The sequence below is a fragment of the Nocardia nova genome, from assembly GCF_002933465.1.
Classification (GTDB): domain Bacteria; phylum Actinomycetota; class Actinomycetes; order Mycobacteriales; family Mycobacteriaceae; genus Nocardia; species Nocardia nova_B.
In genome coordinates this window covers 30990-45370 of sequence record NZ_PSZE01000024.1, presented here as the reverse complement: position 1 = coordinate 45370, position 14381 = coordinate 30990, and the positions used below count along the sequence as shown (strand labels likewise).

Sequence of the window (14381 nt, the reverse complement as noted above, 5' to 3'; positions counted from 1 at the left end):
AATACCCGCGGCCCGGCCGTGCTTGCGCAGCGCAAGGCGCGTGTGCATTCGATCATGCGGAGTGGAAGACTCGACATATGCAGCGTGACGGCGACTCCTCCGACCTACCACCCGAGTCCCGGACGTCGGGCCCCGGACGGGTCGGTTCGGAGCACCACGACGCACGCGCGGCCGAGCCCGCCGGCTCCGCGAACACCGCCGAGGGGAACACCGCCGAGGGCCCGGAGGTTTCGGCGCCGGCGGACGACCCGCGGCCTTCGGGCGCGACGTTCGAGCGCCGGCCGCCCGGCTCGATCCCCCGGCCCACTCGCGCCTCCACCGGCTATTTCCCCGGTGAGGACAAGCATCCGGTGTTGATCACGGAGGCCGCGCCCTCCCTGGACCAGCAGCACCGCGCTCGCGTCAAGCGCTACATGATCCTGATGGCCTTCCGCATTCCCTGCCTGGTGCTGGCGGCGGTGGCCTACGGCCTGTGGAGCAATGCGCTGATCTCGCTGGTCATCATCGGTGTCTCCATCCCGCTGCCCTGGATCGCCGTCCTCATCGCGAACGACCGGCCGCCGCGAAGCAAAGACGAGCCCAGCCGCTGGGACGAGCGCCGCGCGGCGAAAGCGCTCGAATCGGGACAGCATCGGTCCATCGACGGCTGAACGACGCGAGCGACCGCCCGGACCCGGCGAGCACGGCACCCCGTACCAGGTGGCAGAGTTCTCGTGTGCCTGCCGACCGGACCACCGCCTCCCTGCTCACCGCTCTCGCACCCACGCTGCGCACCGCGCTGACCCGGGTCCGCTACGACGCCGACACCGTGCTCGAGGCCATCGGCGCCGATGCCCACACCGCCCTGGGACGCTCCGAACCGGTGCCGGTACGCCGGGCCGCGCGCGACGCCGGTGAACTCGGCACACTGATCCGGCTACTGCTGCTCGGTGACGCCCTGCCCGAACTGGAGGTGGCCGCGGCTTTCGCACCGCTCGATCTCGACCGAGCCGTCGCCGCCGGTCTGCTCGAGCGCGACGGCGATTCGATCCGCGCCGCCCTGGATCTGCGCCCACTGGACCTGGGATCGGGCACTCGCTGGGTGCTGTCGGATCTCGACGACTCGATGCGGCGCCGCACGCTCAGCGCCGACCACGTCCTGGGCGTGGGCCAGGCGTCGCTGTCGCTCCTGCGCGCCACACCCACCGAACCCGTCGGATCGGTCCTGGATCTCGGCACCGGATGCGGTGTGCAGGCAGTGCACGCCGCGGGCTATGCGACGACGGTGACCGGGACCGACGTCAGCAGCCGGGCGCTATGGCTGGCCGAGGCGACCGCCGCGCTCAACGACCTGGAGATCGAATTCGCCGAGGGCTCGTGGTTCGAGCCGGTGGCCGGGCGCCGCTTCGATCAGGTGGTGGCCAATCCTCCGTTCGTGGTCGGGCCGGCCCGGATCGAGCACACCTACCGCGATTCGGGCCTGGCCCTGGACGGCGCCAGCGAACTGGTCGTCTCCCAGGCGCCCGGCCTGCTGAATCCGGGCGGTATCGCGGCGATGCTTGCCTCCTGGGTGCATGCCGGCGGTGCGGACTGGCGGACCCGGGTGGCGAGTTGGCTGCCCGACCACGGGGTCGACGCCTGGATCGTGCAGCGCGATGTGGCCGATCCGGCGCTGTATGTCGGCACATGGCTGCGCGACGCCGGCCTCGATCCGCGCGATCCCGAAGCGCAGCAGCGGGCCGAACAGTGGCTGGCCGCCTTCGATGCGGCGGAGGTGGAGGGTATCGGCTTCGGCTTCGTCTATCTGCGCGCGATCGACGGGCCCACCGAAGTGCTCGCCGAGGATCTCACCCATGGTTTCGACGACCCGCTCGGCGCGGAGGCACCGGCCTACTTCCACCGCTCGGCGTGGCTGCGGACGGTTCTGGCGGACAACGACGTCGCGTGGCGTGCCCGATTCACCGTCGACGCCGCCACCGCGCTCGAACGCGTGCTGCTGCCGGGCGCCGAGGGCTGGCAGCAGCGCGTGGTCCGGCTGCATCGCGGTGACGGCCCCCGCTGGCAACACGAGATCGACGACACTCTGGCGGCGCTGCTCGCGGGAATGCGGCCCGGCGGACTGCCGTTGGAAGAACTGGTCGAATTGCTCGCGATCGGCCACACCGGCGATACCGCCACACCGCAATTCCGAGCCGAGGCGTTGTCGGCGGTCACCGGACTGGTCCGGCACGGACTGATCACACCGGAAGAACTCGACGCGACCGCGACCGACGCCGGACGTGCGTCCGCGTCCTCCCCGCAGTCCTCGGAGTTCCCTTCTTAAGAACTTCTCAGACGGAGGATGTGAAAGCCGCAGCTCAGCACGGTTTATCGGTGCCAAGCCGGGGAACTTTCCCAGTGTCGGGTCCGTTGTTCGGAGTGAGACACCACCGACAGGAGGCAAGTCATGACAAGCCCCGCCACCACTGGAGTGCGCGCCATCGATTCGGACCTCGACGCCCAGAGCCCCGCAGCCGACCTGGTACGTGTGTACCTGAACGGGATCGGTAAGACCGCGCTGCTCACGGCCGCCGACGAGGTCGAATTGGCCAAGCGCATCGAGGCGGGCCTCTATGCCCAACACCTGTTGGAGACCGGCAAGCGGCTCTCGGCGACCCGCAAGCGGGATCTTGCGATCCTGGTCCGCGACGGCCAGGCCGCCCGTCAGCATCTGCTGGAGGCCAACCTCCGCCTGGTCGTATCGCTGGCCAAGCGCTACACCGGCCGCGGTATGCCGCTGCTGGATCTGATCCAGGAAGGCAACCTGGGTCTGATCCGCGCGATGGAGAAATTCGACTACGCCAAGGGTTTCAAGTTCTCCACCTACGCCACCTGGTGGATCCGTCAGGCCATCACCCGCGGTATGGCCGATCAGAGCCGCACCATCCGCCTTCCCGTGCATCTGGTGGAACAGGTCAACAAGCTGGCCCGGATCAAGCGGGAACTGCATCAGCAGCTCGGCCGCGAGGCCAGTGACGAGGAACTGTCGGCCGAGTCGGGTATTCCGGTGGAGAAGATCGCTGATCTGCTCGACCACAGCCGCGACCCGGTGAGCCTGGACATGCCGGTCGGCAACGACGAGGAAGCCCCGCTGGGCGACTTCATCGAGGATTCGGAAGCGACCTCCGCCGAGAGCGCCGTCATCGCCGGGCTCATGCACCGCGACGTGCGCAGTGTGCTGGCCACCCTGGACGAGCGCGAACAGCAGGTCATCCGGCTGCGTTTCGGCCTCGACGACGGCCAGCCGCGCACTCTCGACCAAATCGGCAAACTGTTCGGTCTCTCGCGTGAGCGAGTGCGCCAGATCGAGCGCGAAGTCATGGCCAAGCTCCGCAAGGGTGAGCGTGCGGACCGCCTGCGCGCCTACGCCAGCTAGGTCACACAGACGCTGGGCCGCCCGGAATCCGGCCCAGCACCACCACGGTGACTGGATAACGTGGTCACCTCCGCTGCGCCGGCCGACGCCGGTGTGCCCTCCCCCTCCGGGGCACATCCGTCGGCCGGCGTGCTGTATCGCGATCCGCCACGAAAGTCGTTGCGCTCCTGCGAATCGCGCAGGCTATCCCGAATTGCGCAATGCGGTGGCGAGGCCGTTCATGGTGAGCAGAATGCCGCGCTCGATCAATTCCGATTCGTCCCCGGCGCGCCTGCGCCGCAGCAAGTCCACCTGCATCTGGTTCAACGGTTCCAGATACGGGAACCGGTTGTGGATGGACTCGGCCAGCGCCGGATTGTCCGAGAGCAACCGATCGCTGCCGGTGATCGCCGCATGCACCTCCACGGTCCGATCGAACTCCTCGCGAATCATGCCGAAGATGGTGGTGCGCAACGTCGCATCGTCGACCAGCTCGGCGTAGCTGGCGGCGATATCCATATCCGCCTTGGCCATCACCTGCGCCAGATTCGACATCACGGTGCGGAAGAACGGCCACCGCCGGTACAGGTCCCGCAGGGTCTGCCAGCGATCGGAATCCGTACCGGCCCACTCCTGGATGGCGGTGCCGGTGCCGTACCAGCCCGGCAGCATCACCCGCGACTGGCTCCACGCCATCACCCAGGGAATCGCCCGCAGATCCGACACCGAGTTGGTGGGCTTGCGCGAGGCGGGCCGGCTGCCGAGATTGAGGTCGGCGACCTCCGCGATGGGCGTGGAGGCCCGGAAATAGTCGACGAAGCCGGGCGTCCGATGCACCAGCCGCGCGTAGGCCTCCCGCGCGGCGTCCGCGAGCTCCTCGAAGACTTCGTATGCCGCCTCGGCGCCGGACCCCAAACCCTCGACATCCAGCAGCGACGATTCCAGCGTGCCCGCGACCAGCGATTCCAGATTGCGGTGGGCCGAACCGGATTCGGCGTACTTGGTGGAGATCACCTCCCCCTGTTCGGTCAGGCGCAGCGAACCGCGCACCGCGCCCGCCGGCTGGGCGAGGATCGCGTCGTAGCTGCGGCCGCCGCCGCGACCGACGGTCCCGCCCCGGCCGTGGAACAGCCGCAACCGGATTCCGGTCTTGCGCGCGGTTTCCACCAGATCGAGTTCGGCGCGGTACAAGGCCCAGTTCGCCGCCAGATATCCGCCGTCCTTGTTGGAGTCGGAATAACCGAGCATCACCTCCTGCGCCATCGCGCGGGCGGCGACCAGCCGGCGGTACGCCGGAACCTCCAGTGCCGCGGACAAAGTCGCCGCACCACCGCGCAGATCGTCGATAGTCTCGAACAGCGGGACCACGCCGACCGGGGAGTGGGGTGGGGTCTGTTCGTCGCCGGGATCGAGAATTCCCGCCTCTTTCAACAGCAGCGCCGCCTCGAGCATGTCACTCACCGAGGTGCACATACTGATGATGTAGTTGGGCACGGTATCGGGCCCCAGCGCGTCGATCGCGGCGCGGGCCGCGCGAACCACACCGAGTTCCTTGGTGGCGAGTTCGCTGAGCCGGGCGTGCGGGCCCAGCAGCGGGCGGCGCGTACTCAATTCATGTGCCAGCAGCTCGATACGTTCCGGTTCGGAGAGGCTGCCGTAATCCGGGTGCACGCCCGACCACGCCAGCAGTTCGGTCACGACCTGCTCGTGCACCTCCGAGTTCTGGCGCATGTCCAAGCCCTGCAGGTGGAACCCGAACGTCTCCACCGCGCCACGCAGCGCGGCCAAGCGGTCGTCGGCCAGCAGGCCGTCACCGGATTCGCGCATGGAGGCGTCGATGATGGTCAACTCGTCCAGCAGCTGCGCCGGGCCCTCGTATGCAGCGACGCGGGCTAGCTGCTCATCGGACAGTTCGAGCACCGAGGGGAATTCGGCTGCCGAGCCGAGCGCGCGCTGCGCGGTCACGGCCACCCGAAGCCGAATGCCGCGGATCGCGCGACGGTACGGTTCGTCGGCGCGCTGCGGCGAATCGTCATCCGCGGCATCGGCCAGCCGGGACATTTCCGGGCTGATCGCGACCAGCCGGATCGACTGCGACAGCGACTTCTCCAGCGCGACAAGCTCTTTCAGATAGTGGCCGAAGATCACCGTAGCGGCCCGGCGGGTGGCGCGTTCCACCACCTCGCCCGTCACGTTCGGGTTGCCGTCGCGGTCGCCGCCGATCCAGGAACCGGGCCGCAGGATCGGCCGGGCGAGCAGATCGTATCCGGGCCACCGCGTCCGTAGCGCCTCGCGCACCTCGGCGTTGATGCGCGGAATCACCTCGAGCAGGGTGAGGTCGTAGTAGCGCAATCCGACCTCGATCTCGTCGGAGATCCGCAACCGCGCGAGGCGGATCAGCGCGGTGCGCCACAGGGTGAGGATCTGGCGGCGGATGTCGTGGTCGATCGCGGCGTACTCGGGTTCGTCCTCGCCGTAGCGCGCCCGCCGCCGCATCAGTTCGGTGATGCGGGCCTGGACGTCGAAGACGGTACGGCGCCGCGTCTCGGTCGGATGAGCGGTGATCACCGGCGAGACCAGCGCGTCGTCGAGGACGTCCGCGGCGACCGCGCCATCGACGCGGGCGTGGTCGAGGGCCTGATAGGTCGCGGCCAGGCTGGATTCCTGAGGGGGCTCGCCAGCGGCGACGTGGACCGCGCGGCGGCGGTCGCGCTGTAAATCCTCAGCGAGATTGGCCAGCAACAGGAAATGGCTGAACGCCCGGATCAGCGGGATCGCCACCCGCAGCTCGGTATCGCGCAGCATCTCCGCGACCGCGCTGCGTTCCACTTCCGATCGCCGCACCCGGAAGGCCTCGACCCGCACCCGTTCGACGAGGTCGAACACCTCGGGGCCTTCGTGGTCGCGGATGGTCTCGCCCAGGATCGCGCCGAGAAACCGAATATCGTCCCGCAGGGGCGCCGTAGCGCTCTCGATCTGATCTTCGCGCATACGGCCAGTATCGACCATGCCGCCCGACCGGCCGCGGTGGCGCTGGTCACGGCGGTATGGCGGGCCGGGCACACAACGACTCACACCAGGCGGCGCGGCCCGTTGTCGAAGCGGCTCGGTTCCGGCCCGATCCGCACCCGCGCATACAGGATCTCGGCGCCCTCCGGTGAGGCCAGCACCGGTTCCACCGACAATTCCCGCACCTCCGGCAGATCGTCGCACAGCGCCGAAATACGTTGTGCCAGTGCGGCCAACGCGTTCTTGTCCACCGGTTCGCCGATCGTGCGGCCCGATCCGGCCTGCCCGTCGAGCAGCGGGGCGGCGCGCGGCGCGTCGATCAGTTCGACCGCCTCGGCCTCGGTCAGCGGCAGGGCCCGGTAGGCCCGATCGCCGAGCAGGTCGATGATGGTCCCGGAGAGGCCGAATCCGATGACGGATCCGAACGACGGATCGTCCTGGACCCGCAGCACACACCCCACCCCCTTGGTCGCCATCTTCTGGATGTGGACGACCGTGTTTCCGGTCAGCTCCGCAAGGTCGGTATAGGCCCGCCGGACGGCGGTGGCGCGCCACAGATCGAGGCGGACACCGGTGAAATCGGGCCGGCTGCGCCACATTTCGCCGGTGGCCTTGGCGGCGACGGGATATCCCAGTTCCGCGGCCGCCGCGGCCGCTTCCTCGGGATCACGGGCTTCCCGGAATTCCACCACGCGAATGCCGTAGCAGGCGAGTAGTTCCACGACCTCCAGGTCGCCGAGCCACTCCCCGTCGGGACTGCGAGACATCCACTGTTCCACCAGCTCTCGCGCCCGCGCGACCTCGAGACCGTCCGGCCTTACCACCAGGGATGCCGGACGCGTTCGCCACGCCGCGTACCGCCGCACCCGCGCCAGCGCCCGCGCCGCGCGTTCCGGATCGGGATAGGACGGAATGGAACCGCGGTCGACGATGCCGCCGGCACCGCGCACGGTGAGCAGATTCGGCATTCCGTGATCGGCGACGAACGTGGTGAGCACAGGCTTGACCGCATCCTGTGCGCCGGCCCGGATCGCCTCGGCGAAGGCGGTGACCGCCGCCGGTACCGGCGGCGCGAAGATCACGATGACCGCGTCGACCTCGGCGGAATCCATCGCACTCGCGACGGCGGTCAGATAGTCGGCAGGTTCGGCCAGCGGCCCCAGATCGGTCGGTCCCCCCACCTCCAGCCCCTCCCCACGCGCCGCGTCCACCGCCAGCCAGCCCAGAGCCGCGCTGTTGCCGATCACCGCGAGCCGCGGACCGTCCGGTAAAGGCTGATAGGCCAGCAGCATGGCGCAGTCGAACAGTTCGGCGATCGTATCGACCTGCACGATTCCGGCCTGGGCGAACAGATCGCGTTCCACCGACCGTTCCAGACCGCTGACCGGCACGTTCGCGGCGTTGCGGCCGCTACTCACCGCCACCACCGGCTTGGTGCGGGCCACCCGGCGCGCGATGCGGGAGAACTTGCGCGGATTGCCGAACGTCTCCAGATACAGCAGCACGACGTCGGTGTCGGGATCGGTATCCCAGTACTGCAGCAGGTCGTTGCCGGACACATCGGCGCGATTGCCGGCCGAGACGAAGGTCGACAGGCCGAGTTTGCGCGCGGCCGCCTCCCCCAGGATGGCCGCACCCAGGGGTCCGGACTGGCAGAAGAAGCCGACTCGGCCCCGGCCCGGCAAGACCGGCGCCAGCGTCGCGTTCAGTGAGACCGCTGGATCGGTGTTGGCGATACCGAGTGCACTCGGGCCCACCACGCGCATGCCGTGGCGGCGCGCGGCGTCGACCAGATCGCGTTCGGCGCGAAAGCCGGCCGGCCCGGTTTCGGAGAATCCGGCGGTCAGCACGACCAGGCCTTTGACCCCCTTGGACATACAGTCGTCGAGGACGGATTTGATCTCCTCGGCCGGTACGGCGACCACCGCCAGATCCAGTTCGTCGGGGATGTCGTGCACGGTCGGGTAGGCGCGCACACCGCGGACGGAGGTCCGGTTCGGATTCACCGGGTACACCGGGCCCTGGAACACCCCGGACAGCAGATTCGCCAGCGCCGCCCCGCCCACCCGGCTCGCCGCCGGGGTGGCGCCGATGACCGCGATCGACCGCGGGGCAAGCAGATTGCCGACACTGCGCGCCTCCGAGGCCCGCTCCCGCGAATCCCGCACCGACAGCAGCGCTTCGGTGGGGTCGATGGCGAATTCGAGGTGCAACACCGACCCGTCGCGGCTGCGCTGTATCTGGTATCCGGCCTCCCGGAAAACCGTGACCATGGTGTGGTTCTCGGCGAGCACCTCGGCGACGAAGGTCTCGATGTCGTTCTCGGCGGCCGCGCCGGCCAGATGCTCGAGCAGAATCGACCCCAGCCCGCGGCCCTGATGCTCGTCGGCGACGACGAACGCCACCTCCGCCGCCCGGGGGCCTTCGCGATCGGTGAGCAGTTCGTAGCGGCCGACCGCGATGATCACCGACCCCAGCTCGACGACCAGCCCCACCCGATTGTGGTAGTCCACGTGGGTGGTGCGGTACAGATCCTTCGATGTCATCCGCGGATAGGGACCGAAATAGCGCAGATAGCGGGTGCGATCGGATAGCGCCGCGTGGAAGGCTTGCATCGGCTCCGCATCGGCGGGGGTGATCGGGCGCAGCCGGACCACACCGCCGTCGGTGGCGAGCACGTCGGCGAACCAATGCTGCGGAGGCGGCGGCGGATCGGCGGGAGTGTTCTCGGCGTCCGGTGTGGTCGCGGATGATTCAGTCACGGGGGTCCTCCGGGTCCAGGCCCAGCAATCCGTAGGTCGCGCGGCGGGTGGCGAGCACCGAAGTGTCGATCGCGCGCTGCGCGCGGTCGATACGGGTGTCGCCGGTGTCGAGCGCACCGCCCGGCCCCTCCCACGGGGTGAATGCGGTGTCGCCGCCGTCGCCCATCGTGGCCGGCGCCGGCACGGTCGGGGCGTAGGCGCGCACCAGCTCACGCCACTCGTCGGGGATGACGGTCCCCGGATCGATCTCGCGATCCAGCGCTGTCGCCAGCAGATGGGTCCACGCCCGCGGCACCACCCGGACCACCCCGTAACCGCCGCCGCCCACGGCCAGCCAGCGCCCTTCGGCATACCGGTCCGCGAGTTCACGCATGGCGCGAAACGCCGCGCGCTGACCGTCGACGGTGAGTTCGAGATCTGCGAGGGGGTCTTCGCGATGGCTGTCGACTCCACACTGACTGACCACCAGCTGCGGCCGGAACGCGGCCAGCGCGCCGGGCACCACGGCGTGAAATCCGCGCAGCCACTGCGCATCCCGGGTACCGGGCAGGACGGCGAGGTTGATCGCGGTGCCTTCCGCCGAGCCCGCGCCAATCTCCTCGGGCCAGCCGGTGTTGGGCCACAGCGTCGCCGGATGCTGATGCAGCGAAATCGTCAGCACGCGAGGGTCGTCGTAGAAGGCGCGCTGCACGCCGTCGCCGTGGTGCACGTCGACGTCGACGTAGGCGATACGGTCGAATCCGTTGTCCAGCAGCCACGAAATGGCCACCGCCACATCGTTGTAGACGCAGAACCCCGATGCCGCATCGGGCATGGCGTGATGCATACCACCCCCGATGCTCACTGCCCGCTGGGTGCGGCCTGCCGCGATTTCCCGGGCGGCGGCGAGGGTTCCGCCGACGATCACCGAGGCGGCCTCGTGCATATGGGGGAAGACGGGGTTGTCCATCGAGCCCAGCCCGTGCGGGGGCGCGGCCGGCGGTGTGGTGCCCGGGGGCGCGGGAACGGCGTGGCGTACCGCGTCGAGATAGGCGGCGGTGTGGATACGCAGCAGCTCACCGTCGCCTGCCGGGCCGGGTGCGAGGGTTTCGATGCCGTCGAGCAATCCGAGACTGCGCGCGAGTGCCATCGTGAATCGGAGCCGTGCCGGCTTCATCGGGTGCTCCGGGGTCCAGGTGTAGTCCAGGAAGCGGTCGGTCCACACCACGGCGGCGTCGTCTGCCATAACGTCACGCTAGCTCACCGCGGCCCGTCGCCGTGGCGTTGCTCGCACCGGCGGGTGACACGGGAAGCAGACCACCCGAGTTGTCGTTGTCATGCAGTAGAAATGCAAGACGATGCCGGGCGCGCCTGTCGCCCGCGCGCATCCGGTCGCGCGCGCAGGTATCGGCGACGTTCGTGCAGGACGTGCGAAATATGCTGAGGCCGATTGTGCAGCCGGGCGTGGGTAGAATTCGTGCCGACGAAGGGGTAACAGGTGAAGGATCTGGTCGACACCACGGAGATGTATCTCCGTACCATCTACGACCTCGAGGAGGAGGGCGTGGTGCCGTTGCGGGCGCGTATCGCCGAGCGCCTCGAGCAGAGCGGCCCGACGGTGAGTCAGACGGTCGCGCGGATGGAGCGCGACGGCCTGCTGATGGTCGCCGGCGACCGGCACCTCGAACTCACCGACAAGGGCCGCGCGATGGCCGTGGCGGTCATGCGTAAGCACCGGCTGGCCGAACGGTTGCTGGTCGACGTGATCGGGCTGGACTGGCAGAACGTGCACGCCGAAGCCTGCCGTTGGGAGCACGTGATGAGCGAGGAGGTGGAAATGCGTCTGCTCGAGGTGCTCAACCACCCCACCACCTCCCCCTACGGCAACCCCATCCCCGGCCTGGACGAACTCGGCGTCAACTCCATCCATTCCGGTGAGGAAACGCTGGTCCGGCTCTCCGATCTGCCGCCCGGCCAGGTGTCGGCGGTCGTCGTGCGGCGGTTGTCGGAACATATCCAGGCCGATCCGGATGTAATCGGCCAGCTGCGGGAGGCGGGGGTGGTCCCCGACGCCCGCGTGACCGTCGAGACCAAGCCGGGTGTGGTGATCATCTCGGTGCCCGGGCACGTCGGTTTCGAACTGTCCGACGAGATGGCCCACGCAGTCCAGGTCAGGCTGGCCTGACGGATGAAACTTCTGGTGACCGGCGGTGCCGGATATGTCGGCGGAGTATGCGCCCAGGTACTGGTTCAGGACGGCCACGAGGTCGTGGTGGTCGATGATCTGTCCACCGGCAACGCCGAGGGCGTGCCGGCCGGGGCGAAATTCGTCGACGGGGATATCGCGACCACCGGCGTCGAGCTGATCGAGTCCGAATCCTTCGACGGCGTCCTGCATTTCGCGGCGCAGTCGCTGGTCGGTGAATCGGTGCAGCAGCCCGAGAAGTACTGGTACGGCAATGTGGTGAAGACGCTGACGCTGCTGGAGGCGATCCGCCGCACGCAGACCCCGCGGCTGGTGTTCTCCTCGACCGCGGCGGTCTACGGTGAGCCGGAACAGGTCCCGATTCTCGAGTCCGCCCCCACCCGGCCGACCAATCCCTATGGGGCCTCGAAACTCGCGATCGACCACGCGATCACCTCGTACGCCATCGCGCACGGTCTGGCCGCGACGAGCCTGCGGTATTTCAATGTCGCCGGCGCGTACGGCGGGCTCGGCGAGAACCGTGTGGTGGAAACTCATCTCATTCCGCTGATCCTGCAAACGGCTCTGGGACATCGGGATTCGATTTCCGTCTTCGGCACCGACTATCCGACGCCGGATGGCACCGCGGTGCGCGACTACATCCACATTCGTGATCTCGCCCACGCGCATGTGCTGGCGCTGGCGCAGTCGCGGCCCGGTGAACATCGCATCTTCAACCTCGGCAGCGGTACGGGTTTTTCGGTGCGCGAAGTGATCTCTGCCTGTGAGCGTGTCGTCGGCCGGCCCATTCCGGCGGTGGACGCGCCGCGGCGCGCCGGCGATCCGGCGGTGCTGATCGCGTCGAGCGCGAAGGCGATCGACGAACTCGGCTGGCAGCCCGAACACAACGATCTCGACGAAATCGTCTCCGACGCGTGGGATTTCCTCACCTCGCTCGGCGACCGCGCGCACAGCGCTCGCTGACACGCGCGGTCCCCGCGACCGTGGCCGGACGAGTGTCATCGCGACTCCGCTTCCGAGGGTGGTTTGCCGGGATCGGCGATGACCAGGTCGACACCCAGGCCGGCGGCGATATCGCGGCCGCTGACGGCGAGTTTGCGCACATCACCGGGGCGCATGCCGGTACGTAGCGCCGCGTCCAGCAGTCGTGCGATCCGGTGCGCCGGGTCGGCCTGCAGTGCCGCCTCGAAGGCCACACCTGCCAGCGGTCCGTCGCCGCGGGTGTAGGCGCTGTAGCCGAACAGGGTGGCCAGTTCGGCGCGGTCGGGCCCGGTGAGGCCGCGGCAGGCGCGAGACCACAGCGCTTCGGCCGCGGCGGCATGTGCACCCAGCGCCACCGCGAACAGGGAATCGCGCACCGCGGTGTCGCGCACGGCGACGGCCAGATCCGCGAGTTCGCGTGGATCGAGTTCATCGCCCGATTCGACGGTGCTGATCTGCCACAACACCATGTCCAGGGCCGCGCGGCTGTAGGAGCGCGGCTCGCCGGCCCGCAGTGCGCGCCGGAATCGCAGCCTGGCGGCCTCCGCTGCGCTGCCGATCACCGCGTCGACCTCCACGCGCAGCGGCATGTCCTCCGCCACCGCGGCCGTGAGCTCGGTGCGCGAGCCCCGGATGGGACGGCCGTCGAGCACCTGGGCGAGCGCGACCGGCGAGGCCGCCGGATCCGCTTGTGTCCCGGCACTGTCCGGATCGAGCACACTCCACCAGTCGGCGCCCGGGGTGATCTCGCCCACCGCCCATGCTTCCGCGAGGAGTACGTCCTGGCTCTGCAGCGCGCCGTCGAGCACCCGCACCAGGTCGCGATGCCGGGCCGCGCGCCGCCCGGCCCGGCCCGGCCGCGGCGCCGTAGCACGATCGTCGACGATCAGCGTCACCACACCGACCGCCTGCTCCTGACCACAGATGGCGGCCAGCTGGCCGGCCAGTCGCACCCAGGCCCCGCATCCCGCCACGTCGAGATCGTGGCGGGCCACCGCTCCGAGATAGACCGCGCCCGGATACTTCTGCGACCGCAGCAGCAGACATGCCACCAGCGAACGCTGCGGGCGAAATCCCAGCAGTGCGGGCACGGCCGCGATGAACTCCGCCGGTTCGTTCATGGCCAACGCCGTCGCCGTCCACAGCTGTTCGACGCCTTCCGCTCCCGGGTGGTGCCCCGCCGCGTCTTCGACTCGGTCACCGGACTTGCCACCGTCGCCCGGGCCGGACACACCCGGTTCGGCCTCGCTGGCGAGGCCATCCGGGCCGGGCGGTGTCGAACCAGGTCCGGCGATCGGCGCGTCCTCCGCACTCTCCTCGGGGGCCGGCGGCGTACCACTGTGTGACGGCAGCGGTTTCGCCGTGCGACCACCGGCGTCCACCATGTCGTCCGGGTGGTGCGCAGCACCGTATTCCTCGTCACCGCTGTCGCTTCCGTGGATGTCCGCACGCGGCCGCAACACCTGGTCGGCCTCACAACGCACACGCCGCTTCGGCCCCATCGAGTCGCCGCAGCCGTATTGGCTGCCGACGCATTCGCGCAGGGCCACGCACCGAGTGCCGGCACACGCGTCTCGCGGCGCGGCCACCGGTCCGTTCCTGCGAATAATGCCGCAGCGCAACGGAACTGGCTCCCGATCGGCCGTCGGCCCGGCGCCCGACGTTCCGCCCGCCGTGCGAATTACTCCGACCTGTGAGCGACAGATCCGGTTCGCGCGTGCGGCGATGCACCGCGAAGTCGGCGGCGACGCGGTGCCGCACTCACTATCCGTAGCGGCGTCGTCCTCCGCGTCCTCCGCGTCCTGCCCGGCCTTCGTGGCCGCCGAGGCCTCCGCGACCTTCCGCGCATGGCCCGCGGTGGCAGAGGAGCCCTCCCGGCCCGAAGTGCCCTCCCGCACCGCCGACTCGGGCAGCGGCGGGCTGCCGGGATCGGTCACGGTTCGTATCGTGTCGGCCTCCGGCGAGGCCGCGTCGGGGCGCGCAGCAGTGTTCGAGGGCGAGGGCGTCCGCACGGCATCGGGGCGGTCGGTGCCGGGCCGATTGGGGTCGGTGTGTGTGGTCATGGCATTCA

9 protein-coding genes are annotated in these 14381 nt (G+C 69.4%); 5 read left to right on the top strand and 4 right to left on the bottom strand.

Going from position 1 to position 14381, the window contains the following annotated elements:
• Positions 1-293 precede the first annotated feature (293 nt).
• From C5E41_RS35340 to C5E41_RS24400, 3 genes are all read left to right on the top strand, one after another.
• Positions 294-650, top strand: coding sequence for a DUF3099 domain-containing protein (locus tag C5E41_RS35340; protein ID WP_258081231.1), 357 nt, complete (start codon positions 294-296; stop codon positions 648-650).
• Positions 651-715: 65 nt separating this feature from the next.
• Positions 716-2302, top strand: coding sequence for a DUF7782 domain-containing protein (locus C5E41_RS24405; protein ID WP_104378093.1), 1587 nt, complete (start codon positions 716-718; stop codon positions 2300-2302).
• 123 nt (positions 2303-2425) lie between these two features.
• Positions 2426-3394, top strand: coding sequence for a sigma-70 family RNA polymerase sigma factor (locus C5E41_RS24400; RefSeq protein WP_030517242.1), 969 nt, complete (start codon positions 2426-2428; stop codon positions 3392-3394).
• Positions 3395-3577: 183 nt separating this feature from the next.
• Here the strand turns inward: C5E41_RS24400 and ppc are convergent, their stop codons facing one another.
• The 3 genes from ppc to C5E41_RS24385 all read right to left on the bottom strand — a co-directional run bounded on the left by ppc (position 3578) and on the right by C5E41_RS24385 (position 10369).
• Positions 3578-6364 carry a phosphoenolpyruvate carboxylase gene (gene ppc / locus C5E41_RS24395; RefSeq protein ID WP_104378092.1) on the bottom strand — a complete coding sequence of 929 codons (2787 nt, stop codon included), beginning with the start codon at positions 6362-6364 and terminating at the stop codon, positions 3578-3580.
• A gap of 80 nt (positions 6365-6444) precedes the next feature.
• A complete protein-coding gene (locus tag C5E41_RS24390) occupies positions 6445-9144 on the bottom strand; it encodes a bifunctional acetate--CoA ligase family protein/GNAT family N-acetyltransferase (protein WP_104378091.1) in 2700 nt (899 codons plus the stop codon).
• Complete coding sequence (locus C5E41_RS24385; protein WP_104378090.1) at positions 9137-10369, bottom strand: acetoin utilization protein AcuC; 1233 nt, start codon at positions 10367-10369, stop codon at positions 9137-9139. Before C5E41_RS24385 ends, C5E41_RS24390 begins: the two co-directional genes overlap by 8 nt.
• Before the next feature lie 252 nt (positions 10370-10621).
• On the opposite strand from C5E41_RS24385, the gene C5E41_RS24380 reads away from it, so the two are divergent.
• Positions 10622-11308: a metal-dependent transcriptional regulator gene (locus tag C5E41_RS24380; RefSeq protein WP_030517246.1), complete on the top strand. Its 687-nt coding sequence runs from the start codon at positions 10622-10624 to the stop codon at positions 11306-11308.
• Between the two features lie 3 nt (positions 11309-11311).
• Positions 11312-12292, top strand: a complete 981-nt coding sequence (galE, locus tag C5E41_RS24375) for a UDP-glucose 4-epimerase GalE (protein ID WP_104378089.1) — start codon at positions 11312-11314, stop codon at positions 12290-12292.
• A gap of 35 nt (positions 12293-12327) precedes the next feature.
• Here galE and C5E41_RS24370 read toward each other — a convergent pair whose 3' ends face one another.
• Entirely contained in the window at positions 12328-14373 is a 2046-nt protein-coding gene (locus tag C5E41_RS24370; RefSeq protein ID WP_104378088.1) for a DUF4192 domain-containing protein, read from the bottom strand.
• Positions 14374-14381 lie beyond the last annotated feature (8 nt).

Bases quoted from the DNA above. Each gene is read 5' to 3' on its own strand.
- C5E41_RS24370 (WP_104378088.1), bottom strand. From the start codon at position 14,373: ATGACCACACACACCGACCCCAATCGGCCCGGCACCGACCGCCCCGAT.
- C5E41_RS24385 (WP_104378090.1), bottom strand. From the start codon at position 10,369: ATGGCAGACGACGCCGCCGTGGTGTGGACCGACCGCTTCCTGGACTAC.
- C5E41_RS24400 (WP_030517242.1), top strand. From the start codon at position 2,426: ATGACAAGCCCCGCCACCACTGGAGTGCGCGCCATCGATTCGGACCTC.
- ppc (WP_104378092.1), bottom strand. From the start codon at position 6,364: ATGCGCGAAGATCAGATCGAGAGCGCTACGGCGCCCCTGCGGGACGAT.
- galE (WP_104378089.1), top strand. From the start codon at position 11,312: ATGAAACTTCTGGTGACCGGCGGTGCCGGATATGTCGGCGGAGTATGC.